The sequence below is a fragment of the Reyranella sp. genome (assembly GCF_052439685.1).
GTDB lineage: Bacteria > Pseudomonadota > Alphaproteobacteria > Reyranellales > Reyranellaceae > Reyranella.
Genome location: NZ_JBQVQG010000014.1, coordinates 77,076 through 102,466 on the forward strand (window position 1 = coordinate 77,076; position 25,391 = coordinate 102,466).

The 25,391-nt window shown below is 65.9% G+C and carries 22 protein-coding genes and 1 other RNA gene; 10 read left to right on the forward strand and 13 right to left on the reverse strand.

Features of this window, described 5'->3' with window-relative positions:
- Positions 1–26: 26 nt before the first annotated feature.
- From parC to ACT6UX_RS18330, 5 genes are all read left to right on the forward strand, one after another.
- A complete protein-coding gene (gene parC / locus ACT6UX_RS18310) occupies positions 27–2,267 on the forward strand; it encodes a DNA topoisomerase IV subunit A (protein ID WP_444776581.1) in 2,241 nt (746 codons plus the stop codon).
- A 2-nt stretch (positions 2,268–2,269) separates the two neighbouring features.
- Positions 2,270–3,076: an undecaprenyl-diphosphate phosphatase gene (locus ACT6UX_RS18315; RefSeq protein ID WP_444776582.1), complete on the forward strand. Its 807-nt coding sequence runs from the start codon at positions 2,270–2,272 to the stop codon at positions 3,074–3,076.
- Between the two features lie 92 nt (positions 3,077–3,168).
- On the forward strand, positions 3,169–4,275 hold the full coding sequence (locus tag ACT6UX_RS18320; RefSeq protein WP_444776583.1) for a TRAP transporter substrate-binding protein: 1,107 nt from the start codon (positions 3,169–3,171) through the stop codon (positions 4,273–4,275).
- Positions 4,276–4,452: 177 nt separating this feature from the next.
- Positions 4,453–5,559, forward strand: a complete 1,107-nt coding sequence (locus ACT6UX_RS18325; RefSeq protein WP_444776584.1) for a TRAP transporter substrate-binding protein — start codon at positions 4,453–4,455, stop codon at positions 5,557–5,559.
- A gap of 194 nt (positions 5,560–5,753) precedes the next feature.
- On the forward strand, positions 5,754–6,857 hold the full coding sequence (locus ACT6UX_RS18330) for a TRAP transporter substrate-binding protein (protein ID WP_444776585.1): 1,104 nt from the start codon (positions 5,754–5,756) through the stop codon (positions 6,855–6,857).
- Between the two features lie 59 nt (positions 6,858–6,916).
- Here ACT6UX_RS18330 and ACT6UX_RS18335 read toward each other — a convergent pair whose 3' ends face one another.
- The 13 genes from ACT6UX_RS18335 to ACT6UX_RS18395 form a co-directional block, all read right to left on the reverse strand.
- Entirely contained in the window at positions 6,917–8,506 is a 1,590-nt protein-coding gene (locus tag ACT6UX_RS18335; protein WP_444776586.1) for a TRAP transporter large permease, read from the reverse strand.
- Complete coding sequence (locus ACT6UX_RS18340) at positions 8,503–9,048, reverse strand: TRAP transporter small permease subunit (RefSeq protein ID WP_444776587.1); 546 nt, start codon at positions 9,046–9,048, stop codon at positions 8,503–8,505. The genes ACT6UX_RS18335 and ACT6UX_RS18340 overlap by 4 nt, the downstream gene beginning before the upstream one ends.
- A gap of 122 nt (positions 9,049–9,170) precedes the next feature.
- Positions 9,171–9,905, reverse strand: a complete 735-nt coding sequence (locus tag ACT6UX_RS18345; RefSeq protein ID WP_444776588.1) for an arginyltransferase — start codon at positions 9,903–9,905, stop codon at positions 9,171–9,173.
- Between the two features lie 84 nt (positions 9,906–9,989).
- On the reverse strand, positions 9,990–10,592 hold the full coding sequence (locus ACT6UX_RS18350) for a DUF4126 domain-containing protein (RefSeq protein ID WP_444776589.1): 603 nt from the start codon (positions 10,590–10,592) through the stop codon (positions 9,990–9,992).
- 9 nt (positions 10,593–10,601) lie between these two features.
- Entirely contained in the window at positions 10,602–11,195 is a 594-nt protein-coding gene (gene recR, locus ACT6UX_RS18355; protein WP_444776590.1) for a recombination mediator RecR, read from the reverse strand.
- A gap of 14 nt (positions 11,196–11,209) precedes the next feature.
- On the reverse strand, positions 11,210–11,539 hold the full coding sequence (locus ACT6UX_RS18360; RefSeq protein WP_298305696.1) for a YbaB/EbfC family nucleoid-associated protein: 330 nt from the start codon (positions 11,537–11,539) through the stop codon (positions 11,210–11,212).
- Positions 11,540–13,297, reverse strand: coding sequence for a DNA polymerase III subunit gamma/tau (locus ACT6UX_RS18365; protein WP_444776591.1), 1,758 nt, complete (start codon positions 13,295–13,297; stop codon positions 11,540–11,542).
- A gap of 98 nt (positions 13,298–13,395) precedes the next feature.
- An RNA gene (gene ffs, locus ACT6UX_RS18370) (signal recognition particle sRNA small type) lies at positions 13,396–13,490 on the reverse strand.
- Positions 13,491–13,590: 100 nt separating this feature from the next.
- Positions 13,591–14,883 (reverse strand): LLM class flavin-dependent oxidoreductase, encoded by a 1,293-nt coding sequence (locus ACT6UX_RS18375; RefSeq protein WP_444776592.1) that lies wholly within the window; start codon positions 14,881–14,883, stop codon positions 13,591–13,593.
- A gap of 20 nt (positions 14,884–14,903) precedes the next feature.
- A complete protein-coding gene (locus ACT6UX_RS18380) occupies positions 14,904–15,353 on the reverse strand; it encodes a copper chaperone PCu(A)C (protein ID WP_444776593.1) in 450 nt (149 codons plus the stop codon).
- A 21-nt stretch (positions 15,354–15,374) separates the two neighbouring features.
- The gene (locus ACT6UX_RS18385) at positions 15,375–16,106 is read right to left on the reverse strand and encodes an SDR family NAD(P)-dependent oxidoreductase (protein ID WP_444776594.1); all 732 of its coding nucleotides are present in this window, start codon (positions 16,104–16,106) and stop codon (positions 15,375–15,377) included.
- 61 nt (positions 16,107–16,167) lie between these two features.
- Entirely contained in the window at positions 16,168–17,958 is a 1,791-nt protein-coding gene (locus ACT6UX_RS18390; protein ID WP_444776595.1) for a hydantoinase B/oxoprolinase family protein, read from the reverse strand.
- Entirely contained in the window at positions 17,955–20,033 is a 2,079-nt protein-coding gene (locus tag ACT6UX_RS18395) for a hydantoinase/oxoprolinase family protein (protein WP_444776596.1), read from the reverse strand. The genes ACT6UX_RS18390 and ACT6UX_RS18395 overlap by 4 nt, the downstream gene beginning before the upstream one ends.
- A 123-nt stretch (positions 20,034–20,156) precedes the next feature.
- Here ACT6UX_RS18395 and ACT6UX_RS18400 point away from each other — a divergent pair, with 123 nt between their 5' ends.
- From ACT6UX_RS18400 to ACT6UX_RS18420, 5 genes are all read left to right on the forward strand, one after another.
- Entirely contained in the window at positions 20,157–21,179 is a 1,023-nt protein-coding gene (locus ACT6UX_RS18400; protein WP_444776597.1) for an ABC transporter ATP-binding protein, read from the forward strand.
- Between the two features lie 56 nt (positions 21,180–21,235).
- The gene (locus tag ACT6UX_RS18405; protein WP_444776598.1) at positions 21,236–22,525 is read left to right on the forward strand and encodes an ABC transporter substrate-binding protein; all 1,290 of its coding nucleotides are present in this window, start codon (positions 21,236–21,238) and stop codon (positions 22,523–22,525) included.
- Between the two features lie 70 nt (positions 22,526–22,595).
- Positions 22,596–23,450, forward strand: a complete 855-nt coding sequence (locus tag ACT6UX_RS18410) for an ABC transporter permease (protein ID WP_444776599.1) — start codon at positions 22,596–22,598, stop codon at positions 23,448–23,450.
- A 1-nt stretch (position 23,451) separates the two neighbouring features.
- Positions 23,452–24,294: an ABC transporter permease gene (locus tag ACT6UX_RS18415; protein WP_444776600.1), complete on the forward strand. Its 843-nt coding sequence runs from the start codon at positions 23,452–23,454 to the stop codon at positions 24,292–24,294.
- A 1-nt stretch (position 24,295) separates the two neighbouring features.
- Positions 24,296–25,369 (forward strand): ring-opening amidohydrolase, encoded by a 1,074-nt coding sequence (locus tag ACT6UX_RS18420; protein WP_444776601.1) that lies wholly within the window; start codon positions 24,296–24,298, stop codon positions 25,367–25,369.
- Positions 25,370–25,391: the final 22 nt, after the last annotated feature.

Consider the following 25,391-nt stretch of genomic DNA (forward strand, 5'->3'; position numbering starts at 1 on the left):
GGTCCTTCCCCTCGTCACGCTGGTCCATGGCAAAGCGCAACAACGTCGTCCAACTGGCCGAAGTGAAGCCGGTGCAATTCGGAGATGCGCTCCGCGAGCGCTATCTGTCGTATGCGCTGTCGACGATCATGTCGCGGTCGCTGCCGGACGTGCGCGACGGGCTGAAGCCCGTGCATCGCCGGCTGATGTACGCCATGCGCCAGCTGCGGCTCGATCCGAACAGCGCCTTCAAGAAGAGCGCCCGCGTCGTCGGCGACGTCATCGGCCAGTATCACCCGCACGGCGACCAGTCGATCTACGACGCTCTGGTGCGCCTCGCCCAGGAATTCTCCGCCCGCTATCCGCTGATCGAGGGGCAGGGCAACTTCGGCAACATCGACGGCGATAACCCCGCCGCGATGCGCTACACCGAGGCGCGCCTCACCGAGGTGGCCGAAGCTCTGCTGGGCGGCATCGACGAGAACGCCGTCGACTTCCGGCCGAACTACGACGGGTCGACGGAAGAGCCGATCGTCCTGCCGGGCGGCTTCCCCAACCTGCTGGCCAACGGCGCCGCCGGCATCGCCGTCGGCATGGCGACCTCGATCCCGCCGCACAATGTCGGCGAGCTCTGCGACGCGCTGCTGCATCTCATCAAGACGCCCAACTCGCGCATCGAGACCCTGGTCGACCTGGTGAAGGGGCCGGACTTTCCGACCGGTGGCATCCTGGTCGAGCCGCGCGAGGCCATCGTCGAGGCCTACAGGACCGGACGTGGCGCCTTCCGCCTGCGCGCGAAGTGGGAGGTCGAACAGCTCCCGCGCGGCCAGTACCGCATCGTCGTCACGCAGATTCCCTATCAGGTGCAGAAGGGAAAGCTGATCGAGCGGATCGCCGAGATCATCAACGCGAAGAAGCTGCCGATTCTCGAGGACGTGCGTGACGAGTCGGCCGACGACGTGCGCATCGTGCTGGAGCCGAAGACCGGCAACGTGCCGGCCGAGCTGCTGATGGAACAGCTCTTCAAGCTCAGCGACCTCGAAACGCGCTTTCCCCTGAACCTCAATGTCCTCGACAAGGACAACACGCCGCGCGTCATGGACCTGCGCGAGGCGCTGCAGGCCTTCCTCGACCACCGGCGCGAGGTGCTGGTGCGGCGGTCGACCTTCCGGCTGGCCGCGATCGAGCGACGGCTGGAGATCCTCGACGGCTACCTGATCGCCTATCTGAACCTCGATGAGCTGATCAAGATCATCCGCGAGGAAGACGAACCGAAGCCGAAGATGATGAAGGCGTTCGGGCTGACCGACATGCAGGCCGAGGCGATCCTGAACATGCGCCTGCGCGCCCTGCGCCGGCTCGAGGAGTTCGAGATCCGCGGCGAGCACAAGAAGCTCAGTGCCGAGCGCAAGGATCTCAAGGCCCTGCTCAAGGACGAAGGCCTTCAGTGGGAGGCCATCGCCGACGAGGTGCGTGAGACCAAGAAGAAGTTCGGTGGCAAGACCGAGCTCGGTCGCCGTCGCACCGAGCTTGCCGATGCGCCGGCCGAGCTTGAGCACACGATCGAGGACTTCGTCGAACGCGAACCCGTGACCGTCATCCTCTCCGAGAAGGGCTGGATCCGCGCCGCCAAGGGCCATCTCGACGACAAGGCCGCGGGCGAACTCAAGTACAAGGAAGGCGACACGGCACGCTTCGCCATCCATGCCCAGTCGACCGACAAGATCCTGCTCTTCGGCAGCAACGGCCGCTTCTACACGGTGGGATGTGATCGCCTGCCGAGCGCACGCGGGCACGGCGAGCCGATCCGGCTCATGATCGAACTGGGCAACGATCAGGACATCGTCCAGCTCGACGTGTTCAAGGGCGGCCGCAAGTTCCTGGTCGCATCGGATGCCGGCCGCGGATTCATCGTGCCCGAAGACGATGTCGTGGCGCAGACCAAGAACGGCAAGCAGGTCCTGAACCTGGCCGACAAGGAGAAGGCGCAGGTGCTGGGCGTCGTCCCCGAGGGCGCGAACCAGATCGCCGTGCTGAGCGAGGGGCGCAAGTTGCTGATCTTCCCGCTCGACCAGGTCCCTGAGATGGGCCGGGGCAGGGGCGTGCTGCTGCAGAAGTCGAAGGGCGACCATCTGTCGGATGCGCAGGCTTTCCTCCTCTCGCAAGGCCTGGCCTGGGCCAATCGCGTCATCCCGGCGGCCGAATTGAAGTTCTGGCGGGGCGAACGTGCGCAGGCTGGGCGCATGCCGGAGAAGGGCTGGCCGCGGGCCAAACGCTTCAAGGATTGAGCATGGACCTGACGCTGATCTGGAAGGCGCTGCTGATCGGCGTTGTCGAAGGTCTCACCGAGTTCCTTCCCGTCTCATCGACGGGTCACATCATCCTCGCCGAGGAACTGCTCGATTTCCAGGGACCGCCGGGCAAGGTCTTCGAGATCGTGATCCAACTCGGCGCGATCCTCGCCGTCTGCCTTCTCTATCGCGCGAAGATCTGGGCGACCGCGATGGGCGTTCTAGAGCGGGACAAGCAGGCGACACGGTTCGCGCTGGTCATCCTCGTGGCCTTCCTGCCGGCAGCGGTCATCGGCGTGGCGGCGCATAAATACATCAAGTCGGTGTTGTTCAACCCCTGGGTCGTCGCCATTGCCCTCATCGTCGGCGGGATCGCCATTCTGGTGATCGAGCGGTTCGCGCAGCGGCCGCGCGTCAAGAGCCTCGACGAGATCGATCTGAAGACCGCCCTTTACATCGGCTTCTGTCAGTGCGTGGCGATGATCCCGGGCGTATCTCGCTCGGGCGCCACGATCATGGGCGCGCGAATTTTTCGCGTGGATCGTGCGACTGCGGCCGAGTTCTCGTTCTTCCTTGCGATGCCCACCATGCTCGGCGCGACCGTCTACGACCTCTACAAGAACTGGTCGACGCTGAGCTGGGAGCATGGCGGCGTGATCGTCCTGGGCTTCCTCGCCGCCTTCTTTGCGGCGCTGCTGGTCGTCCGGGCATTCGTGGCATTCATCAGCCGCCACGGCTTTACCGCTTTTGCCTGGTACCGCATTGCAGTGGGCGCATTGGCGCTCACCTTATTGCTCATGCATTGAGCCTTTCATCCGATGCAGCGCACGTGTCATAAGCCGCGCAAATCAGGCGGCATCCGTGTCGTCCTGCAACACGAGCCGGGAGTCCTAGTTTCATGCAACGTCGCAAGTTCATCCGTACGGCCGGTGTCGGCACCGCCGCCGTCGCCGCCAGCAGCGCTCTGGCCGCTCCGGCCATCGCGCAATCCGCGCCCGAGCTGAAGTGGCGCATGGCATCGAGCTTCCCGAAGGCGCTCGACACGATCTTCGGTTCCGGCGAGCTCTTCACCAAGTACGTGTCTGAAGCCACCGACGGCAAGTTCCAGATCCGCCTGTTCGCCGCCGGTGAAATCGTCCCGGGCCTTCAGGTCGCCGACGCCGTCCAGAACGGCACGGTCGAGATGGGCCATACCGCGTCCTACTACTACGTCGGCAAGGACCTGACCTTCGCGCTCGATTGCGCGGTGCCGTTCGGCCTCAACGCGCGCCAGCAGGATGCCTGGTGGAACTGGGGCGGCGGGCGTCAGGCGATGAACGAGTTCTTCAAGGACTACAACATCCATTCGATCCCGTGCGGCAACACCGGCGCCCAGATGGGCGGCTGGTTCCGCAAGGAGATCAAGACCGTCGACGACCTCAAGGGCCTGAAGTTCCGTGTCAGCGGCTTCGCCGGTGAGGTCCTGACAAAGCTCGGCGTGGTGCCCCAGCAGATCGCCGGTGGCGACATCTACCCGGCCTTGGAGAAGGGTACGATCGATGCCGCCGAATGGGTCGGCCCCTATGACGACCAGAAGCTCGGGTTCAACAAGGTCGCGCCTTACTACTACTATCCCGGCTGGTGGGAAGCCGGCCCGCAGCTCTCGGCCTATGTGAACCTGGCCAAGTGGGCGGAACTGCCGAAGTCCTACCAGGCAATCATCGAGGCTGCCGCCGCCAAGGCCCACACCTCGATGCTCTCCAAGTATGACGCCCAGAACCCGAAGGCGGTTCGCGAACTCGTTGCGGCCGGCACCAAGCTGCTGCCGTTCTCGCCGCAGGTCCTCGAGGCCTGCTTCAACGCGACCAACGATCTCTTCGCCCAGCTCAACGAAAAGAACCCGAAGTGGAAGAAGATCTTCGAGACGTGGAAGCCTTTCCGCGCCGAGGAGGTCCTGTGGTTCCGCGTCGCCGAGAACACGATGGACAACTTCATGGCGCGCCAGTCCGCGGCCAACAAGCTCTAGGGCCAGGTCCCTGTGCCACCTGGGAAACCCCGCTTCGGCGGGGTTTTTCTTTGCCTGCAGGCATCGGGCGACTGCTTTTCATCGCCGTTGCGCTGTGCGATAACCGCGCCAACAAAGTTTGTTCGCATGGCAGAAGTCGCGCGTTCGGCAAGCAAAAGACTTAGGGAGATAATCGAGATGCAACGTCGCAAATTCTTGCGCACGGCCGGTGTCGGCGGTGCGACCGTGGCTGCAGCTGGCGCCCTCGCGGCTCCGGCCGTCGCCCAGTCCATGCCCGAGGTGAAGTGGCGCATGGCATCGAGTTTCCCGAAGTCGCTCGACACGATCTATGGCGCTGGTGAGTACTTCGCCAAGCGCGTCGCCGCTCTCACCGACAACAAGTTCCAGATTCGTGTTTTCGCGGCCGGCGAAATCGTCCCCGGCCTGCAGGTCGTGGACGCCGTCCAGAACGAGACCGTCGAGTGCGGCCATACCGCAGCCTATTACTATGTCGGCAAGGACCCGACCTTCGCCTTCGACACGGCGCTGCCGTTCGGTCTCAACACCCGACAGCACAATGCGTGGGTCTACTTCGGTGGCGGCCTCGAGCTGATGCGGGAGTTCTACAAGGAGTACAAGATGGTCTCCTTCCTGATGAGCCATACCGGCGCCCAGATGGGCGGATGGTGGCGCAAGGAGATCAAGACGCCCGAGGACATGAAGGGCGTGAAGATGCGCATCGGCGGTTTCGCCGGCCAGGTCATGGCGAAACTGGGCGTGGTGCCGCAGCAGATCGCGGGTGGCGACATCTACCCGGCGCTGGAGAAGGGCACGATCGACGCCGCCGAATGGGTCGGCCCCTATGACGACCAGAAGCTCGGCTTCAACAAGGTCGCTCCCTATTACTACTATCCCGGCTGGTGGGAAGGCTGCGCGGCTCTCTCGCTCTACTGCGGCGACAAGGCCTTCGCGTCCCTGCCGCCGATGTACAAGGAAGCGATCACGGTCGCGTCGGGCGACACAGTCAGCTGGTCGGTCGCCAAGTACGACGCCCAGAATCCTCGCGCACTGCGCGAACTCGTGGCAGCCGGAACGAAATTCCTGCCCTTCCCACAGGCTGTGATGGAGGCGTGCTTCGGCGCCGCGAACGAACTCTATGCCGAGACCATCTCCAAGAATCCGAAATTCAAGAAGGTCTATGATTCCTGGAAGCCGTTCCGGAACGAAGAAGTTCTCTGGTTCCGTGTGGCCGAGAACACCTTCGACAACTTCATGGCGCGTCAGTCCGCCGCCAATAAGCTCTAGGACCTCCGGCTCATCCGGTCGAAAGCCCCGCCGAAGCGGGGCTTTTTATTGCGCAATCTATCCTTCCCCCCGTTCAGACATTGCAGAGATTTAAGGAAATTCCGGTAGTCGGACGCTTTTCAAATTCAATTCTGCATGCCAGTGTTGCAGTCGCTGAAGGGGGCCATCAAGGCAACCACGGGAGGAAACGAAAAATGCAGCGCAGGAAATTCATCAGGACCGCGGGCATTGGTGCCGCAGGAGTTGCAGCAGCGACCACGGTCGCCGCACCGGCCATTGCCCAGAGCATGCCGGAAGTGAAATGGCGTCTGACCTCGAGCTTCCCCAAGTCGCTCGACACGCTCTACGGCGGATCCGAGGTGTTCGCGAAGATCGTCGGTGAAATGTCGGATGGAAAGTTCCAGATCCGCCCCTTCGCCGCCGGTGAAATCGTACCCGGCCTGCAGGTGGCCGACGCAGTGCAGAACGGCACCGTCGAGGCCGGCCAGACCGCTGCCTACTACTATTTCGGCAAGCATCCGAACTTCGTGTTCGAGACCGGCCTGCCGTTCTCGATGAACCAGCGGCAGTATTATGCCTGGCTTGAGTTCGGCGGCGGCCACGAGCTGATCAACGATTTCTACAAGGAGTACAATTTCCGCTCCTTCACCTTCGGCGGCACGGGCTGCCAGATGGGCGGCTGGTTCCGCAAGGAAATCAAGTCGATGGACGACATGAAGGGCCTGAAGTTCCGCGTCGGCGGCTTCGCCGGCCTGATCCTCACGCGCCTCGGCGTCGTGCCCCAGCAGATCGCGGGCGGCGACATCTATCCGGCGCTCGAGAAGGGCACGATCGACGCCTGCGAATGGGTCGGTCCCTACGACGACGAGAAGCTCGGCTTCAACAAGGTCGCCAAGTACTACTACTATCCGGGCTGGTGGGAAGGCGCCTCGGTCGGCTCGCTCTACATCAACAACGAAGCCTGGGCGAAGCTGCCGAAGCCTTACCAGGCGATGGTCGAGGCTGCGGCTGGCCGCGTCACCTCCTGGATGGTCCCGAAGTATGATGCGGGTAATCCGCCGGCGCTGCGTCGTCTCGTTGCGGCCGGTACCGAACTGCGCCCGTTCCCGCGCGCCGTCCTCGAGCCGTGCTTCCTCGAAGCCTACAAGTTCTACGACGAACTGGCTGCCAAGGACCCGAAGTTCAAGAAGATCTACGACAGCCTGAAGACCTTCCGGTCGGACGAGAACCTGTGGTTCCGCGTGGCCGAGAACACCTTCGACAACTTCAATTTCGCGATGTCGGCACAGGGCCGCTGAGCGACCCGTACCAAGCGAAAGCCCCGCCGGTTGGCGGGGCTTTTTGCGTCTTCGACCTACTACTTGAAGACGGGTGGGGCCGAGTCTTCGACCGGCGGCGGCGGGAGTTCGATCGTGATCGTGCTGGGATCGATGCCGGACGGCTTGTCGAGGAAGTAGGTCACCGACTCCGGCGCCGCGATCACGATCGCCACCATGATGAGCTGCAGCAGCACCCACGGGATCGATCCCCAGTAAATGTCAGAGCTCTTCACTTCCTTGGGCGCCACGCTGCGCAGGTAGAACAGCGCGAATCCGAAGGGCGGGTGCATGAAGGAGGTCTGCATGTTGACGCAGAGCATGACGCCGAACCAGATGAGGGCGGCTTCGGGCCCCACGACCGGCGCCAGAAGCTTCTGCGCGACCGGCGCCAGCATCGGGATGATGATGAAGGCGATCTCGAAGAAGTCGAGGAAGAAGGCCAGGAAGAAGACGAACAGGTTGACGACTATCAGGAAGCCCCAGACGCCGCCGGGCAGGTTCGACATCAGGTGCTCGACCCACTGGTTGCCGTCGACCCCCTGGAAGGTGATCGAAAAGCAGGTCGCGCCGACCAGGATGAAGGCGACCATCGCCGTGATGCGCATCGTCGCCTGGAAGGCCTGCACGATCAGGTTGCGCAGATCCTTCACCTGCCAGGCCCGCCAGCACAGCCAGATGACCGCGGCGAACATGATCGTGAAGGCGATCTGGAAGGCGAGCGACTTGAAGGCGACGGTGCCGATCAGGGCGCCGATGATCGCGGCGGCGCAGCCGCCGAAGAACATGATCCGGTCGAACTTCGTGAGCGGTGCGTTGCGCACCACGGCCAGGACGATCGCGCCGATCGTGCCCATCGCGCCCGCTTCGGTGGGCGTCGCCAGGCCCATCATGATGGTGCCCAGCACCAGGAAGATCAGCACGGCGGCCGGAATGATGCCCCAGGCGCATTTGACCAGCAGCGCCTTGCCGAACAGCGTCCGCGGCACCGGCGGCAGGGCCTCCGGTTTCACCAAGGTCAAGTAGAAGGTGTAGCCGGCAAACAGCGCGATCTGCAGCAGCGATGGGCCCCAGGCGCCGAGGTACATGTCGCCGACGGACTTGCCGAGCTGGTCGGCCAGGACAATCAGCACCAGCGAGGGCGGCACGAGCTGCGTGATCGTACCCGACGCGGCCAGCACGCCGGTCGCGTAGCGCATGTCGTACTTGTAGCGCATCATCACGGGCAGGGTGATCAGCGCCATGGCGATCACCTGCGCGGCCACGGTGCCGGTGATGGCGCCGAGGATGAAGCCCACGATGATGGTCGAGTAGCCCAGCCCGCCCTTGATGGGACCGAAGAGCTGGCCCATCGATTCGAGCATGTCCTCGGCCAGCCCGCATTTCTCCAGGATGGCGCCCATGAAGGTGAAGAAGGGAATGGCGAGCAGCAGCTCGTTTGACAGGATCGAGCCGAAGACGCGGCCCGGAATGGCCTGCATGAAGGCCATCGTGAAGTAGCCCATCTCGATCGACAGAAACCCGAAGAAGAAGCCTACCGCGCAGAGCGAGAAGGCGACCGGGTAACCGATGATCATGAAGACGACGAGGCCGGCGAACATCACCGGCGGCATGTACTCGAGAGGGATCATTGCGTGGGCCTCTCGTAGTGAGCCTCGAGGCTGTCCACGGCATATCCGTTGAGGAAGGCGACCCGCTTGATGAGTTCCGAGAGGCCCTGGAGGGCCACCAGAGCGAAGCCCACGGGGAGCACGAGCTTGATCGGCCAGCGCACCAGGCCGCCGGCATTCGAGGAGTGCTCGTAGACGTTGAACGACTGCATGAAGAACGGCCAGCTCAGCCAGGCCAGGATGGTGCAGGTCGGCAGGAGAAAGACCAGCGTGCCCAGAATGTCGACCCAGAGCTGCCCGCGGCGGCCGAGGTTCATGTAGAGCAGGTCGACGCGGACGTGCTCGTTGCGCTTCATCGTGTAGGAAGCGCCGAACATCACGATCACGGCGAACATGTACCACTGAATCTCGAGCCAGGCGTTCGAACTCGTATCGTAGGCGTACCGTACCATGGCATTCCCGGCGCTGACGACGCAGGCCAGGAGCACGAGCCAGTTGCAGACGGTTCCTATTTTTTCGTTCAACGCGTCGATGAGCGTGCTGAATGACAGCAGTAGGCGCATCCCACTCCCCCTGTTCGCGAGTTCTTTTTGTCGAGATCCGTTCTCGCTGACGGATGCGCCCTCTTAGCGGGCTTTGCTGTGCGGTGCCAGAGCCCGCACAGCGGGCGGGGTGCTATCTCTGCCTATGTAGCAGGCAGCTCGGTCCAGCCCTCGGGGCCGAAGAATTCCAGTGGGCGGAACAGGCGCTTGTAGGCCATCTTGCTCGAATCGGCGATCCAGTAGCCGAGATAGACATAGGGCAGGCCGCGTTTGGCGGCGGCCGCCGCCAGCCACAGGATCATGTGCGTCCCGAGCCCCCGCCGCGGGTCCTGCGGATCGAAGAAGCTGTAGACGGCCGATACGCCGCTCGAAAGCCAGTCGACGAGGCAGGCACCGACCAGCCTTCCATCGGCCGAATCGTCCCGGAACTCGATGATCGCCGTCTCGACCGGGCTCTCTTCGACCATGGCGCGATAGTCGTCGAAGTCCATGTCTGCCATGTCGCCGTCGCGATGGCGCGTCAGCACATAGCGTGAAAACAGCGAAAACTGTTCGCCGGTCGCCAGGGCCTGCGTCTCGATCGCATGGACATGTTCGTTGCGGCGCTGGATACGGCGCTGGGCGCGACTGGGCTCGAAGTCCCGGACGCGAATGCGCACCGGTACGCAGGCTCTGCAACCGTCGCACAGCGGCTTGTAGACGAAGTGGTGTGAGCGCCGGAAACCGGCATCGGTCAGCGTGTCGTGCTGGGAAATCGCGTCCGGCCCGCTCAGTTCGGTGACGAGCTTGGTCTCCAGGCGATGCGGCAGATACGGGCAGCGCATCGCCGGCGTCGTGCGGAAGAACCGAAGGGACTGGATGTTCTGGCGGATGAACATGTGCTTGCCGTTGTGAGTGTACGCCTCGGGCCGACGAAGGAAAGCCTCAGTTGTTCCGCCAAAGGTCGAGGAGGGGGATGGCGATCATGGCCCCTGCCGACCCCGAGCCAGTCGGCGAAACGGCACAAGGGCCAACCGCACGAGTTTGGGCAGAAGCCATATCAGCATCACCACGAAAACCGCCAGCAGGCACAGAAATGTGATCGGATGCGCGATCGCGAGCGCCAGCCCGCCAAGGACCGTGACGTCCTCTCCAAGGGACGCGAACACGTTGGTGAACGGCTCTGGCGAGGTATTGATCAGCGCGCGCGATCCAGTCTTGGCGATGTGGGTCCCAGCCGCGAGCGTCCCGCCCAGCAGGCCGGCGATGATCGAGATTTCCGGGCTGAGGCCGGTTGCGGCTCCGTAGGCGAGGAGCACGCCCGCAGGGATGCGCACGAACGTCTGGAGCACGTCGTTGATGCTGTCGACGTAGGGGATCTTGTCGGTCAGGAAGTTGAGCGCGAACAGGATGGCGGCGACGCCCAGCACCCAGGGCGATTCAAGGACCTGCAGGTCGTGTGGCAGGGCAACCAGGCCGAGCCGCTGAGCCACCCCCAGCACCAGCACGGCCGCGTAGGCGTTCAGTCCGCTGGCCCAGCCGGCCCCCAGGGCGACGGCGATGGCGGCGAGGGTTTCGGCGCTCATGGGACGACGCTACAGGGCGCGGCGCGCCTTGAAGGCGGTCGCGAGCGTGCCGTCGTCGAGCCAGTCGAGTTCGCCGCCCACCGGCACGCCGTGCGCCAGCCGCGTCAGCGGCACGTCGTGCTCGGACAGACGCTCGGCGAGGTAGTGCGCCGTCGTCTGCCCGTCGACGGTTGCATTAGTCGCCATGATCACCTCGCGGATGCCGCCGGCGGAAACGCGCTTCACCAGGCTGCCGATGTTGAGCTCCTCCGGACCGATCCCGTCCAGTGCCGACAGCGACCCGCCCAGCACGTGATAGCGACCCGAGAAGATGCGGCCGCGCTCCATCGCCCACAGGTCGCCGACATCCTCGACGACGCAGATCAGGCCAGGATCGCGGCGGTGATCGGAACAGATGGAGCAGGGGTCGATCGTATCGAGGTTGCCGCAGATGCTGCAGGCCCGGATGGCGCGCGCCGCATCGGCCAGCGCTGTGCTCAGCGGCTGCATCAGCGTCTCGCGCTTCTTCAGGAGATGCAGCGCCACGCGGCGGGCCGAGCGCGGCCCCAGGCCCGGCAGGCGGCCGAGAAGCTGGATGAGCCGCTCGATCTCCGGGCCGTTCATCGGCGCCTTTTCATCTAGAGCTTGAAGCCTGGCGGCAGCGGCAGGCCGCCGGTGATGCCGCGCATCTGCTCCTGCACGGTCTGCTCGACCTTGGCGCGCGCGTCGTTGGCGGCCGCCACGATCAGGTCCTCCACGACGCCCTTGTCCTCGGGCTTGAACAGCGAGGCGTCGATGTCGATCTTGCGGGTCTCGTTCTTGCCGTTGACCGTGACCTTGACCAGTCCGGCGCCCGAGGTGCCTACGATCTCCAGGCGCTCCAGCGCTGCCTGCAGGTCCTGCATCTTCTGCTGCATCTGCTGGGCCTGCTGCATCAGGCCGCCCAGGTCCTTGAGTTTGTCGAACATTCAGAACTCGCTTTCCGGGATGTCGTCGTCTGCCGGGTATTCCTCGGCGGGAGGCGGCTCGTCGCTGACGAACTCGCCCAGCATGGAAGTCTGCTCGCCCTTGCGTTTCACCGCCTCGAGCTTCGCGCCGGGGAATGTCTTGAGTATGGCCATCACCAGTTCGTTGTTCTCGGCCGAACTGCGCAGGTCGTCGGCCTTGGCCGCCTTCTGCTGGATCAGGGTGGGCTTGCCCTCGGCGTTAGAGACCGAGGCGATCCAGCGGCGACCGGTCCATTGGCTCAACAACTCGCTGAGGCGCGGGGCAAGGTCGGGTGGCGCCTTGGGCTCCGGGCGGAACTCGATCAGGCCGGGCTCGCAGCGCACCTCGTGCACGTGATGCATCAGGCTGTGGACCAGCCGCGCCTCGCGACGGCTCTCGAACAAGGCCACGACCTCGGCGAAGGTGCGCGGTGCCGGCATGGCCGGCGCCGGCTGGGGCGCAACCGCCGTGACAGGCTGGGTCGCGAGGCGTGCCACCGCGCCGCCGCCGCCGCCATTGCCTCTCGGCATCGCCGGAGCGGCTGCACCGGGCACGGCAACGCCGCCGCCATTCTGCAGCATCTTGATCGCATCGCCGGGCGAGGGAAGGTCGGCGACGTAGCAGAGCCGGATCAGCGCCATCTCGGCGGCGCGCAGCGGAGAGGGCGCGGCCAGCGTCTCCTGGAGGCCCTTCAACAACAGCGTCCAGGCCCGCGTGAGCGAGGCCATGGAGAGCTTGCCGGCCATCGCCAGTCCCTGGACGCTCTCGCTGTCCGCCGTCGCGGCGGCGGCGTCCGGCGCCACCTTGAGGCGTGTGACCCAGTGGGTGAGTTCAAGCAGGTCCTGCAGCACGACCACGGGATCGGCGCCGGAATCGTGCATCTCGCCGAGCGCCGCGACCATGCCCGGCGCGTCGCCGCGCATCGTCTTTTCGAAGAGGTCGAGGACGCGGCTGCGGTCGGCCAGACCCAGCATGTCGCGGACCTGCCCTGCATCGACCACCCCGCCGCCATGGGCGATCGCCTGGTCGAGCATCGACAGACCGTCGCGTACCGATCCGTCGGCGGCACGTGCGAGCAGGGACAGAGCCTCGGGCGAGATCTCGACCTTCTCGGTCTGGGCGATCCTGCCGAAATGCTCGACCAGCGTTTCCTGCGGCACGCGCTTCAGGTCGAAGCGCTGGCAGCGCGACAGCACCGTCACCGGCACCTTGCGGATCTCGGTGGTGGCGAACAGGAACTTCACGTGTGGCGGCGGCTCTTCGAGTGTCTTCAACAACGCGTTGAAGGCCTTCTCCGACAACATGTGCACTTCGTCGATGATATAGACCTTGTAGCGCGCCGAGACCGGGCGGTAGCGCACGCCCTCGATCAACTCGCGCACGTCGTCGATGCCGGTGCGCGAGGCCGCGTCCATCTCGATCACGTCGACATGGCGGTCCTCGGTAATGGCCTTGCAGTTGTCGCACACGCCGCAGGGATCGACCGTCGGGCCGCCGGTGCCATCGGGCCCGACGCAGTTCAGGGCGCGGGCGATGATGCGGGCCGTCGTGGTCTTGCCGACCCCGCGGACGCCGGTGAGCATGAAGGCATGGGCGATGCGGCCGGTGGCGATAGCATTGCGCAGGGTGCGCACCATCGCTTCCTGGCCGACCAGGGTCGTGAAATCGACCGGACGGTATTTGCGGGCGAGGACGCGATAGGGTGTTGCCGGGTCCGAGCCCGGGTTGGCCTCAGCCATGGCGATCACCCGTCATTCTGCGCCGTGGCCCCTCTTAAAGCCCGGCGGTCGTCGCGCCCGGGCCGCCCGCCCTCCGCGGCGGCGCGCGCAGGGGAACGGGTGAGAGACCGGCATGACCCGAAGCGAATTCGTTACGGCTGCTTCCTTCCGGATCTGACCGGGTTGGCGACTGCTCCGCCCACACCGGCCCCTCGAGGGGGTTATATCAGGAGTCGGGGCGCCCGGCGCAAGGGCCGAGTGAGGTGCTTGTGAACGACTTTGGAAGCGAGCCGCAACTTGTTGTTTTTCAACAATTATCGGGAGGGTCGCTGATCGGACGGCCGCGCCAGGCCGAGATGATCGCGCAGGGTCGTGCCGGTGTAGTCGGCGCGGAACAGGCCACGCTCCTGCAGGATCGGCACCACGCCTTGAGCAAAGGCGTCGAACTGGCCGGGAAAGAAGGGCGGCATCACGTTGAAGCCGTCGGCGCCACCCTGCCTGAACCAGCGCTCCAGCACGTCGGCGATCTGCACGGGCGTCCCGATCGGGAGAAGGTGTCCGCGCGCCGCCGCGACGCGATGAAAGAGCTGACGCAGGGTGAGGTTCTCGCGCCGTGCCATCTGGAGCAGCAGGGCCGCCCGGCTCTTGAGATGCTCGGTTTCGGGCACGTCGGGCACCGGGCCGTCGAGCGGATGGATCGACATGTCGGCGCCCAGCCGCTCCGACAGGACGGTGAAGGCCTGCGCGGTGTCGATGTTGCGGTTGAGTTCGGCGAAGATCTCCCGGGCTTCGCCTTCGGTCCGGCCCACCACGGGCATCACGCCCGGCATGACCAGCACGGCGCCAGCAGGCCGGCCGTTGGCCACCACCTGGGCTTTGACGGCGCGGTAGAAGTCCTGCGCCTCGGCAAGTTCGTTCTGCGCCGTGAAGACCACGTCGGCGATGCGGGCCGCCAGCGCCTGGCCGGGGCCGGAGGAACCGGCCTGGATCAGGACGGGATGGCCCTGCGGCGGGCGCGGCACGTTGAGGGCGCCCTGGATCGAAAGGTACTTCCCCTCGAAGGCCGGCACGTGGAGGCTGCCCGGCCGCACGAAGCGGCCGGCCTGCTTGTCGGCGATGAAGGCGTCGTCGTCCCAACTGTCCCAGAGCAAACGACAGGCCTCGACGAACTCTTCCGCCATGGCATAGCGCTCGGCATGCGGTGGATGCGGACGGCCGAACACGGCGCTCGACTTGGCGTAGGCCGTCGTGACCACGTTCCAGCCCGCGCGCCCGCCCGACAGGTGATCGAGCGAGGCGAAGCCGCGGGCGACATGATAGGGCTCGGCATAAGTGGTCGAGGCGGTCGCCGCCAATCCCAGTCTCCGCGTGCCCATGGCCAGCGCGGAGAGCAGGCCCAGCGGCTCGAACTTGCCGATCGTGGAGGGATGCTCGTCGTAGCCCGTGGCAAATCCGTCGCCCAGGAAGAACATGTCGAACCGGGCCGCCTCCGCGGTTGCCGCGATGTGCTGCATCAGCGCGAGGTTGGGCGTCCGCGCGTCTGCCTCAGGGTGGCGCCAGCCGCCGACATGATGGCCGGGCGTCTGCACGAAGACGCCGAGGCGCATCTGGCGGTCCGACGGCTCCACTACGAGGAGCGGAGGGTGACGTGTCCTACGGCGCCGGGTTCTTCCACAGCAAAGTCCACGGTGACGCTGCCGGCTTTTTCGAAGACCAGCGTGACCGGCACTTTGCTGCCAGCCAACAGTGGCGAGGCGAGGTCGCGCATCAGCAGGTGATAGCCACGCGGCTTGAGGATCTGCTGGTTGGCCGGCGGAATGACGAGCCCTGCGTCCTGTTTCCGCATTTCCAGAGCCGGGCCCTTGACCCGGATGGCGTGGATTTCGACCGACCCGGCGGCAGAACAGCTGGCCGAAACGAGGCGATCCGATTCGCCGTCGTTGACCACGGTCATGTAGCCGCCGCCGACATCCGGCTCGGAGGCGGACGATCGGGCCCAGGGTTTGACGATCTGCAGCGGACCGAGCGTGGCAGCCGGCACTTCCTTCGGTTCAGAACGACGAAGCCACTTCAGCAAAATCCATCCTCCGCCGCGCCGTCAGTGCGCGAAATAGTGCATGCCGCCGTCCACCGGGATGACCGCGCCGGTAATGTAGCGCGCCGCCGGAGAGGCCAGGAAGGCGACGAGATGTGCCACATCCTCTGGCTCGCCGAAATACCCGATGGGGATGTTTCGCTCTATGAAGTTGCGGCGGGCTTCCTCCGTAGGATGCAGTTTTTCGAGGATCTGCTCGCTGTTTATGCGCCCCGGCTGAATCGTATTCACCGTCACGTCATCGGCCGCCACGTCGCACGACAGGCCCTTAGCCCATAGATGCAAGGCGCCTTTGGCGGCGATGGCGGCGTTCAGGCCGCGCGGCTCCATGGAGCCGCTGATATTGACGATCCGGCCCCATTTGCGCGCCCGCATGGCCGGCAGCAGCGCCTTGGCCAGCAGCCGCGCCGCCGTGAAGTTGAGCGCGAAGGCCTCCTCCCAGACATCCTCGCCGGCATCCGGCCCGGTTGGCCGCGAGCCGCCGGCACAGTTCACCAGAACGTCGATCGGTCCCAGGAGCCTCTCGGCCTCGGCGGCGATCCGGGCGAGATCGGCGGGAGCCGTGACGTCGCCCGCGACTGCTGTCACACCGTCGAGCCGCTCGATCTTCTCGGCCCGCCGCGCCGTGGCGACGATCCGCGCCCCTTGTTGGGCGAAGAGCCTGACGACACCCGCGCCGATCCCGGAACTGGCGCCGGATACGAGGCAGGTCCGGCCCTTGAGCTGATAGTCCATCGCCCCTTGATGGCGTAGAACGCTGGGCCTGCCAAGGGACGTGGCGCCCGCGCGAGTGGCTTCAGCCGTTGCGCGCCTTGCGCGTCGCCCCGGCGTCGACGACGCCCTTGGCCGAGACCACGACGCCATAGTCCCTGAGCGCGGTTTCGACCGAGATCACCTCGTCGAGAACGTCGTCCGCGACGTCTGCCGGATCGCGCTCCAGCGGGTTGCCGTAGCCGCCGCCGGCCGGACCGTAGCAGACGAAGCGGCCGTCCTTGCCGACATGCATGTGCGGGACCTTGGAGGGAAGCGCACGGTCGGCCTGGCCGGGGATCATGAGGTCGAGCTTGGCCGGCATGCCCTCGCTTCCACCCAGGAAGCCCCAGGGCCGGTAGCGATGGCCTTCGCCCTCGACCGAGGCGCCGCCATCGCCGAGGAAGGTAAACTCACGGACGGAGCCCAGGCCGCCGCGCCACTTGCCGGCGCCCGCCACGTCCTCGCGCAGCTCGTAGCGCAGCACCCTCAGCGGCAGATGGGTCTCGATGTCCTCGATCGGGTTGTTGCGCGTGTTGGCATAGAGCGTGTCGACGGCGTCCATGCCGTCCTTGCCGAGGCGTCCGCCGTAGGAGCCCTCGAATATCTCCATGTGCACCCAGTGCGTCTCGTCCTTGAGGCCGGAGAAGGCGATGACCTTGAGGTTGCCGATGCCGGCCGAGACGTTGCCCGGCATCGCCTGCGACAGCGCCTTCATCACCGTGTCGGCGAGCTGGTTGCCGGGGCAGAAGCGCGCGATCGTCGGCGCCGGGAAGGTCGGGTTGGCGAGGCAGCCCTTGGGCGCCACGATGGTGATCGGGCGGATCAGGCCGGCATTCACCGGGATATGGCCGTGGACCTCGGTGTCGAGCAGCACCGAGCGGATGGTGAGCCAGATCGCAATGTCGGCCGTTCCCTCGAGCGGCATGTTGATGGGCCGGTCGGGCACCTGCGGCGCCGTACCGGTGAGATCGACCACCAGAGCGTCGTCCTTCTTGGTGATGGTGACGACGATCGGCAGTTCCTTCTTGCTGGGATCGTCGCTGTCGAGATAGCCGTCGATCGCCGTCTCCGCGCGATAGACGCCGTCCGGCAGTTTCGAGATCGCCTGGCGCATCAACCGCTCCGCATGGTCCATCAGCGCCTCGCAGGCCCGCTCGAAGGTTTCGAGCCCGTAGCGTTCGACCAGTTCGACCATGCGCTCCGCGCCGATGCGGGCCGCTGCCACCTGGGCATCCATGTCGCCGACCACGAGGTCGGAGGCCCGGATGTTGTCGCGCACGATCTGCCAGACCGCGTCGTTGCGGACGCCGCGGTCGTAGACCTTGATCGCCTTGAACTGCAGGCCCTCGGCATAGGCGTCGATCGCCTCGACGATGCCGCAGGAGCCGGGCGACAGCGCGCCGATGTCGAGATGATGCGCGGTCGTGGCGGCGAAGGCGATCAGGCGGCCCTGCACGAAGACCGGCACGATGAAGGCCACGTCCGGTCCATGGCTGGCGCCCGAATAGGCATCGTTGTGCATGATGACGTCGCCTGGCCGGATCGTATCGCCGCGGGCGGCCAGGATGCGCTGGATGCCGCGCACATAGCCCGGGATGGGGCCCGACTGCAGCGGCGTCGACTGTGCCGATTCGGCGAGGCCGCGGCCTGCGGCGTCGACGAGTGCCGCCCCGAAATCCTCCGATTCGCGGATGATCGAGGAGTAGCTCATGCGCATCAGCTTGTAGCCCATCTCGACGGCGATGTTCTCCAGCGCCCCCTGGATCACGCTGCTGGTGATCGGGTCGATGCGGTCGGGCTTGGTCGCGGGTTGGCGGGCGGTGGCTGTGCTCATTGCTTGGCCTCCTTGCGGATCACGAGGTTGCCGGCGGCATCGGCCTCGAAGCTGAAGTGCGGCGGCACGACAGTGGTGGTGTCCATCTGCAGGACGATGGCGGGACCGGGGATGCGCTTGCCGATCGGCAGCAGGTCGCGGCGGTAGAAGGTGGTCGGGTAGTCGGCGAGCTTGCCGTCGACCCGGAAGGTGCCATTGCCGGAGCGCACCGTCGCGGCGTCGAGCGAGCGGGCGCCGTCCGGCGCGGGCTTCGCGATGGTGGCGGCGCTGGCCGCGCCCACCAGGCGCAGGTTCACGATCTCGATCGCGGACTGGGCGAAGTGATGGCCGTACTCGCGTTTGTGAACCTCGTGGAATGCCTCGAAGGCCTTGGCGAGGGCAGCCTCGTCGAGAAGGCCGTCGGGGAAGGTGACCCGGAGCTCGTATCCCTGGCCGACATAACGAAGGTCGCCGCGCCGTTCGAAGGTCACCTGGGCGAGATCGATGCCGTCGGCCTCGAAGCGTCCAGCCAGCTCCTTCGCCATGGCGTCGAAGTCGGCATTGATGCGCGCGAGGTCGGCGGCGCCCGAGACCTGGAATGAGGTGCGGATGGCGTCGTAGCGCAGGTCACTGATCAGCAGGCCGACCGCCGAGGTGATGCCGGGATGCGGCGGCACGATGACCTCCGTGACGCCCAGCATGTCGGCCACTTCGGCGCCGTGCAGCGGGCCGGCGCCGCCGAAGGCCACCAGCGCATAGTTGCGGGGATCAATGCCCTTCTGGACGGTGCGCGAGCGGATGGCGTTGGCCATGTTGGCGTTGATGAGCGTGATCACGCCCTCGGCCGCCTCGCGGTCGGAGAGGCCGAGTTCACGCGCCAGCTCGCCGACCACGCGCCGGGCTGCCACCTCGTCGAGCGCCATGCCGCCGCCCAGGAAGTTGCCGCCGTCGAGCCGCCCCAGCACGACGTTGGCGTCGGTCACGGTCGCGCGGGTGCCGCCACGGCCGTAGGCGGCGGGGCCGGGCACGGCGCCGGCCGAGCGCGGCCCGACCTTGAAGGCACCGGCCTGGTCGACATAGGCGATCGAGCCGCCGCCGGCGCCGATCGTGTGCACGTCGATCATCGGCACCAGCACGGGGAAGCCCGCGATCCAGGTGTCGCGGGCCGTGGCCTCGCCGAAGCCACCCTCGGTGACGATGCCGATGTCGGCCGAAGTGCCACCGACGTCGAAGGTGATGAGGTTGCGCTTGTCCGAGAGTGCGCCCGCCCAGTCGCCGCCGATCACGCCGGCGGCTGGCCCGGAGAGCAGGGTGAGCACCGGCCGCTCGGCCACCATGCCGGGAGTCGCGACGCCGCCGTTGGAGGCCATGATACGCAGGTCGGCCTTGAAGCCCGAGGCCTCGATCTCCGATTCGAGGCGGGTCACGTAGTTGCGCACCTTCGGTCCGACGAAGGCGTTCATGGCCGTGGTCGTGAAGCGCTCGAACTCACGGAACTGCGGCGACACAGACGAGGAGGTCGTGGCGAAGCACTCCGGATAATCCTCGCGCACGATTTCCAGCGCACGGGCCTCATGCGACGCGTCGAGATAAGAGAAAAGGAAGCAGATCGCGATGGCCTGCACGCCGGCGTCCTTCAGTTCGCGCACGGCCTGGCGCACGCCGTCCTCGTCGAGCGGCTGCAGTACCTCACCGCGCGGCGGCACCAGCCGCTCCGTCACGGTCTTGCGGTGCCGCCGCTTCACCAGCGGCCGATCCTGCCAGGGAATGTCCTGCATGATCGAGTAGTGCTGCGGCCGCTGGTGGCGGCCGATGTGCAGGATGTCGCGATAGCCGCCGGTGGTGATCATGCCCGTGACGGCGCCGTCGTGCTCGAGGATCGCGTTGGTCGCGATGGTCGTGCCGTGGAACACCGTGTCGATCGTCTCGCGCGGGATCGAATACTTGTCGCAGAGCGCCATCAGCCCCTGCACGACGCCACGGGACGGATCGTCGGGCGTGGTCGAGACCTTGTGCACGGCCGTACGGCCGGCTTCGGTGTCAGCAAAGACCAAGTCCGTGAAAGTGCCGCCCACGTCCACGCCGATCAACCGCATCCTCGCCTCCCTGAGCGTCGCATTGACCCGAAGCGAGCAAGGACCGCGCCAATGGGTTCCCGGTTGAACTTCCGTCCCCAGGCAATTTTACAGTGCTGGCATACGGCTTGCTTCCCCCGTGGCATGGCCAAGCAGCCGGATATCGAACTCGTTTCCCTGACCAAGCGCTACGGCGAGACCGTTGCAGTCGATTCGATCGGCCTGCGCATTCCCGCCGGCTCCTATTGCTGCCTCCTGGGCCCCAGCGGCTGCGGCAAGACCACCACCCTCCGCATGATTGCCGGCCACGAGGAAGCGTCCGAGGGTGACATCATCCTGGGCAACGAGAACATCACAGACCTGCCGCCGGCGGCGCGCGGCACGGCGATGATGTTCCAGAGCTATGCGCTCTTTCCCCATCTCGATTGCACCGACAATGTCGCTTTCAGCCTGAAGATGCGAGGCATCGACAAGGAGACCCGCCGGGCGCGCGCCCTCGATATGCTGAAGCGGGTGCACATGGAGGCCTATGCCGGCCGCCTGCCGGCGCAGCTCTCCGGTGGCCAGCAGCAGCGGGTGGCGCTGGCCCGCGCGCTCATCACCGATCCGCAGGTCCTGCTGCTCGACGAGCCGCTGTCGGCGCTCGACCCGTTCCTGCGCATCCGCATGCGCGAGGAGCTGAAGAGCCTGCAGACGCGGCTGGGCATCAGCTTCATCCATGTAACGCACAGCCAGGACGAGGCGATGGCGCTGGCCGACCTCGTCGTGGTGATGAACGGCGGCCGGATCGAGCAGGCCGCGCCGCCGCGCGAGGTCTTCAACCGGCCCGCCTCTGCCTTCGTCGCGAAGTTCATCGGCGGACACAACGTGCTGCCGGCAGCCGTCGCCCGTGCCGCGACAGGCGAGGGGCCGTTCGTGGCCATTCGTGCCGATCGTATGTCGGTAAAGCCCGGCACGGCGGGCGGGGCCGGCGTCACGGCTCTCCAGGGCGTTGCGCGCTCTGTCGAGTATCTCGGATCGACGGTGCAGGTCGGCATCGACGTGGTCGGCCTCGAGACCTTGTCGGCGACTCTCTCGGAAGAACGCTTCGACGCCGCGCCGGTCCGGCCCGGCGAGCCCGTCACGCTGTCGTGGAAGCCCGAGGACGTACACGTGCTGGGGCGCTGAAGGGACGTTTTAGGGAGGCGGCCCCGCGCCGTCGCTGTTGCAGGAGGGAAGACGAGATGGCTCGGAAATCGAATGGCGGCATCGGCCGTCGCAGGATGCTCAAGGGCGCGGCCGGCATTGCCGGCGCAGCGGTCGGCAGCGGCGCCATCACCGGCTTCCCGGTGATCTGGGCCCAGAACAACAAGAACATCGTGCTGCGCCAGTGCGGCACCGGCGTGTCGGCGATCAACGAAATCGCCGAGAAGTGCAAGGCCGATCTCGGCATCACGCTGCAGATGACGGCGCTGGATTCCGACGCGGTCGTGCAGCGTGTCGTGACGCAGCCCAATTCCTTCGACATCGGCGACATCGAATACTGGATGATCAAGAAGGTCTTCCCGGCGAACACGCTGCAGGCGATGGACGTCAAGAAGATCAAGCTGTTCGACAAGATCGTGCCAATCTTCACCACCGGCAAGCTGAAGGCCGACAGCGTCATCGCCCAGGGCACGGCGCCCAGCACCGTGAGCTTCGTCGAGGGCGCGGGCTCGACCAAGTTCGCCAAGGGCCAGACCCAGTGGTTCACGGCGGTGCCCACGATCTACAACGCCGACACGCTCGGCATCCGGCCCGACCTGGTCGGCCGCAAGATCGATTCGTGGAAGGACATCCTCGACCCTAAGTTCAAGGGCAAGACATCCATCCTGAACATCCCGTCGATCGGTATCATGGACGCCGCGATGATCTGCGAGGCGGCGGGTATCGTGAAGTACGGCGACAAGGGCAACATGACCAAGGCGGAGATCGACAAGACCATCGATTTCCTGATCAAGACCAAGAAGGAGGGCCAGTTCCGTGCCTTCTGGAAGACCTTCGACGAGTCGGTGAACCTCATGACCTCGGGCGAGGTGGTGATCCAGTCGATGTGGTCGCCGGCGGTTTCGGCGGTGCGCGGCAAGGGCGTGCCCTGCACGTACCAGCCGCTCAAGGAAGGCTATCGTGCCTGGGGTGGCGGTCTCGCGCTCGCCAAGCACCTGAAGGGTGCACAGCTCGACGCGGCCTACGACTACATCAACTGGTACCTGTCCGGCTGGGTCGGCGCCTTCCTCAACCGCCAGGGCTACTACTCGGCGGTGCTGGAGACGGCCAAGGCCAACATGACGCCCGACGAATGGGGCTTCTGGATGGAAGGCAAGCCGGCGCAGGGCGACATCAAGAACCCGCAGGGCCAGATCGTCGAGAAGGCGGGCGCGGTGCGCGACGGCGGCTCGTTCTATGACCGCATGGGTGCCGTCGCCTGCTGGAATGCGGTGATGGATGAGGACCGCTACATGGTCCAGAAATGGAACCAGTTCATCGCGGCCTGATCGATTCAGGTGAAGTGCGTAACCCCCTCACCCAGCCTCTCCCCTTAGCGGGGGAGAGGGGCATGGAAAGATGAACCGCGTAAAGTTCTGGGTCACCTACCTGCAGGTCGCGCCGCTCGCGCTGGTGTTCCTGCTGTTCCTCATCGTCCCGATCGCCACGATCGTGGTGGTGAGCTTCTTCGACTACAACACGACCCAGATCATTCCGGCCTTCCTGCTACAGAACTACGAGGAGTTGCTGCTCTCGCCGGTGACGTGGCGGACCTACCAGCAGACGATCCAGTTCGCGTTGATCACCTGGGCGCTCACCCTGGGCATCGGTTTCACGGTTGCCTACTTCGTGGCCTTCCACGTGCGCTCGCCGACGGTGCAGACGGTGCTGTTCCTGCTCTGCACCATTCCGTTCTGGACCTCCAACGTGATCCGCATGATCTCGTGGATCCCGTTCCTTGGGCGCCATGGGCTGGCCAACACGACGCTGATGAACCTCGGCCTCATCAGGGAGCCGCTGGAATTCCTGCTCTATTCCGACTTCTCGGTCGTGCTGGCCTACGTCCACCTCTACACGCTCTTCATGGTGGTGCCGATCTTCAACTCGATGATGCGCATCGACCGCGCCCTGCTCGAAGCGGCGCGCGACGCCGGCGCGACCGGCTGGCAGACCCTCGTCAATGTCATCCTGCCGCTGTGCAAGCCCGGCATCGCCATCGGCTCGATCTTCGTCGTCACCATCGTGATGGGCGACTTCGTCACCGTGCGCATGATGAGCGGTGGCCTCAGCGCCTCGGTCGGCCTGATGATGGCGAACGCCATGTCGCTGCTGCAGTACCCCGCCGCCGCGGCCAATGCCGTGATTCTGCTTCTGCTGGTCCTCTTCATCGTCGCGGCCATGATGCGCCTGGTCGACATCCGCAAGGAGCTGTGACGTGCAGCACGGCAAGCGCGGCCCCGCCTTCTGGCTCCTCGGCGCCTTCTTCTGCCTGTTCGTGCTGTTCCTCTACGGTCCGACCCTGACGATCCTCATCCTGTCGTTCCAGGGGCCGGGGGGAGGGCTCACCTTCCCGATGAACGGCGTCTCTTTGCACTGGTTCGGGAATCTGTTCGAGAAGCAGATGGTCGGCGACTTCGCGGGGTCGCTGCAACGTTCGCTGATCCTGGGCGCCGCGGTCATGCTGGTGACGGTCGTCGCCTCCTTCTCGGCGGGGCTCGCCTTCCGCTCGCGCTTCCGCGGCTCCGGCGTCCTTTTCTATCTCGCCATCGCCAGCCTGATCGTGCCGTCGATCCTGATCAGCCTCGGCATCGGTCTGCTCTATCGCGTGATGGGCTGGGATCCCGCCTGGTACAGCTCCGCCTTCGGCGCGCACCTGACCTGGACCCTGCCGTTCGGCCTGCTGATCATGTTCGCGGTCTTCAATCGTTTCGACCGCCGCTACGAGGAGGCCGCGCGGGATCTCGGCGCGACCTCGTGGCAGACGATCCGGCATGTCGTCGTGCCGATCCTGTTGCCGAGCCTGATTGGCGTCGGCCTGTTCGGCTTCACGCTGTCCTACGACGAGTTCGCCCGCAGCCTCTACACCGCCGGCACCTTCAACACCCTGCCGCTCGAGATCTATGGCATGACGACCAACGTGACGACGCCGGTCCTCTACGCGCTGGGTACCGTCACGACGGGCGTGTCCTTCCTCGTGATCGCGCTGTCGCTGCTGTCGGTCACCTGGCTGCGCCGCCGGCGGGCGCGGCATGGCAGCGATGCCGGAAAGGCCGCCTGAGATGACGCGTCGTGCAAAAGTGCTGCGCCTGCCGACGGCAAGCCCGCAGGATACGGCGCCGCTGGCCGCCGCCATCGCGGCGGGCGAACTCGACCCCGCGACCATCGTGGCCATCGTCGGCAAGACCGAGGGCAATGGCTGCGTGAACGACTTCACCCGCGGCTATGCCACATTGGCCTTGAAGCTGGTGCTGGCAGGTGCGCTTGGCTGTCCGCTGGGGGAGATAGAGAAGCGGGTCGCCATCGTGATGTCCGGTGGCACGGAAGGCGGGCTGTCGCCGCACCTGCTCGTCTTCTGTCGCGAAGCCGCGCCGCCGCCGGCCTCTTCGGGGCCGCGGCTGGCCATCGGGGTCGGCCTGACGCGGACGTTCAAGCCCGAGGAGATCGGCCGGGCGGCGCAGATCGAGGAGACGGCGGCGGCTGTGACGGCGGCCATGAAGGATGCTGGCATCGCCACGCCGCACGACGTCCATTTCGTGCAGATCAAATGCCCGCTGCTGACCAAGGAGCGCATCGAGGAGGCGGCACAGCGCGGTGCCGCGACGGCCACCGGCGACACCTACCATTCGATGGCCCTGTCGCGCGGCGCTTCGGCACTGGGTGTCGCGCTGGCGCTCGGCGAGGTCAGGGACGCGCCGGAAGAGGCGGTCTGTCGCGACTGGTCGCTCTACTCGCGCGTGGCCAGCACTTCGGCAGGTGTCGAACTGCTGCGCAACGAGATCGTGGTGCTGGGCAATGCGCATGGCTGGTCCGGCGACCTGTTGATTGATCACGATGTGATGCGCGACGCGATCGATGCCGGGGCGGCACACCGCATCCTGGGGCGGCTCGGCGTGGCCGGTGAGGACGTCGCGGCGGTGCTCGCCAAGGCGGAAGCCGCGCCGTCGGGCGCGATTCGCGGGCGACGCCACACGATGCTGGACGACAGCGACATCCATTCGACCCGCCACGCCCGTGCGCTGGTGGGCGGCGTGCTGGCCGGCGTTGTCGGCGACACGATGCTCTATGTCTCCGGCGGTGCCGAGCACCAGGGTCCGGCCGGCGGTGGTCCGATCGCGATCATTGGGCGGGTCTGAACGGCCGGGCTAAGCTCGCCGC

What these genes read in the sequence shown, in the direction of transcription:
- parC (WP_444776581.1), top strand. Translation starts at nt 27, where the DNA reads ATGGCAAAGCGCAACAACGTCGTCCAACTGGCCGAAGTGAAGCCGGTG.
- ACT6UX_RS18315 (WP_444776582.1), top strand. Translation starts at nt 2,270, where the DNA reads ATGGACCTGACGCTGATCTGGAAGGCGCTGCTGATCGGCGTTGTCGAA.
- ACT6UX_RS18320 (WP_444776583.1), top strand. Translation starts at nt 3,169, where the DNA reads ATGCAACGTCGCAAGTTCATCCGTACGGCCGGTGTCGGCACCGCCGCC.
- ACT6UX_RS18325 (WP_444776584.1), top strand. Translation starts at nt 4,453, where the DNA reads ATGCAACGTCGCAAATTCTTGCGCACGGCCGGTGTCGGCGGTGCGACC.
- ACT6UX_RS18330 (WP_444776585.1), top strand. Translation starts at nt 5,754, where the DNA reads ATGCAGCGCAGGAAATTCATCAGGACCGCGGGCATTGGTGCCGCAGGA.
- ACT6UX_RS18335 (WP_444776586.1), bottom strand. Translation starts at nt 8,506, where the DNA reads ATGATCCCTCTCGAGTACATGCCGCCGGTGATGTTCGCCGGCCTCGTC.
- ACT6UX_RS18340 (WP_444776587.1), bottom strand. Translation starts at nt 9,048, where the DNA reads ATGCGCCTACTGCTGTCATTCAGCACGCTCATCGACGCGTTGAACGAA.
- ACT6UX_RS18345 (WP_444776588.1), bottom strand. Translation starts at nt 9,905, where the DNA reads ATGTTCATCCGCCAGAACATCCAGTCCCTTCGGTTCTTCCGCACGACG.
- ACT6UX_RS18350 (WP_444776589.1), bottom strand. Translation starts at nt 10,592, where the DNA reads ATGAGCGCCGAAACCCTCGCCGCCATCGCCGTCGCCCTGGGGGCCGGC.
- recR (WP_444776590.1), bottom strand. Translation starts at nt 11,195, where the DNA reads ATGAACGGCCCGGAGATCGAGCGGCTCATCCAGCTTCTCGGCCGCCTG.
- ACT6UX_RS18360 (WP_298305696.1), bottom strand. Translation starts at nt 11,539, where the DNA reads ATGTTCGACAAACTCAAGGACCTGGGCGGCCTGATGCAGCAGGCCCAG.
- ACT6UX_RS18365 (WP_444776591.1), bottom strand. Translation starts at nt 13,297, where the DNA reads ATGGCTGAGGCCAACCCGGGCTCGGACCCGGCAACACCCTATCGCGTC.
- ACT6UX_RS18375 (WP_444776592.1), bottom strand. Translation starts at nt 14,883, where the DNA reads ATGCGCCTCGGCGTCTTCGTGCAGACGCCCGGCCATCATGTCGGCGGC.
- ACT6UX_RS18385 (WP_444776594.1), bottom strand. Translation starts at nt 16,106, where the DNA reads ATGGACTATCAGCTCAAGGGCCGGACCTGCCTCGTATCCGGCGCCAGT.
- ACT6UX_RS18390 (WP_444776595.1), bottom strand. Translation starts at nt 17,958, where the DNA reads ATGAGCACAGCCACCGCCCGCCAACCCGCGACCAAGCCCGACCGCATC.
- ACT6UX_RS18395 (WP_444776596.1), bottom strand. Translation starts at nt 20,033, where the DNA reads ATGCGGTTGATCGGCGTGGACGTGGGCGGCACTTTCACGGACTTGGTC.
- ACT6UX_RS18400 (WP_444776597.1), top strand. Translation starts at nt 20,157, where the DNA reads ATGGCCAAGCAGCCGGATATCGAACTCGTTTCCCTGACCAAGCGCTAC.
- ACT6UX_RS18405 (WP_444776598.1), top strand. Translation starts at nt 21,236, where the DNA reads ATGGCTCGGAAATCGAATGGCGGCATCGGCCGTCGCAGGATGCTCAAG.
- ACT6UX_RS18410 (WP_444776599.1), top strand. Translation starts at nt 22,596, where the DNA reads ATGAACCGCGTAAAGTTCTGGGTCACCTACCTGCAGGTCGCGCCGCTC.
- ACT6UX_RS18420 (WP_444776601.1), top strand. Translation starts at nt 24,296, where the DNA reads ATGACGCGTCGTGCAAAAGTGCTGCGCCTGCCGACGGCAAGCCCGCAG.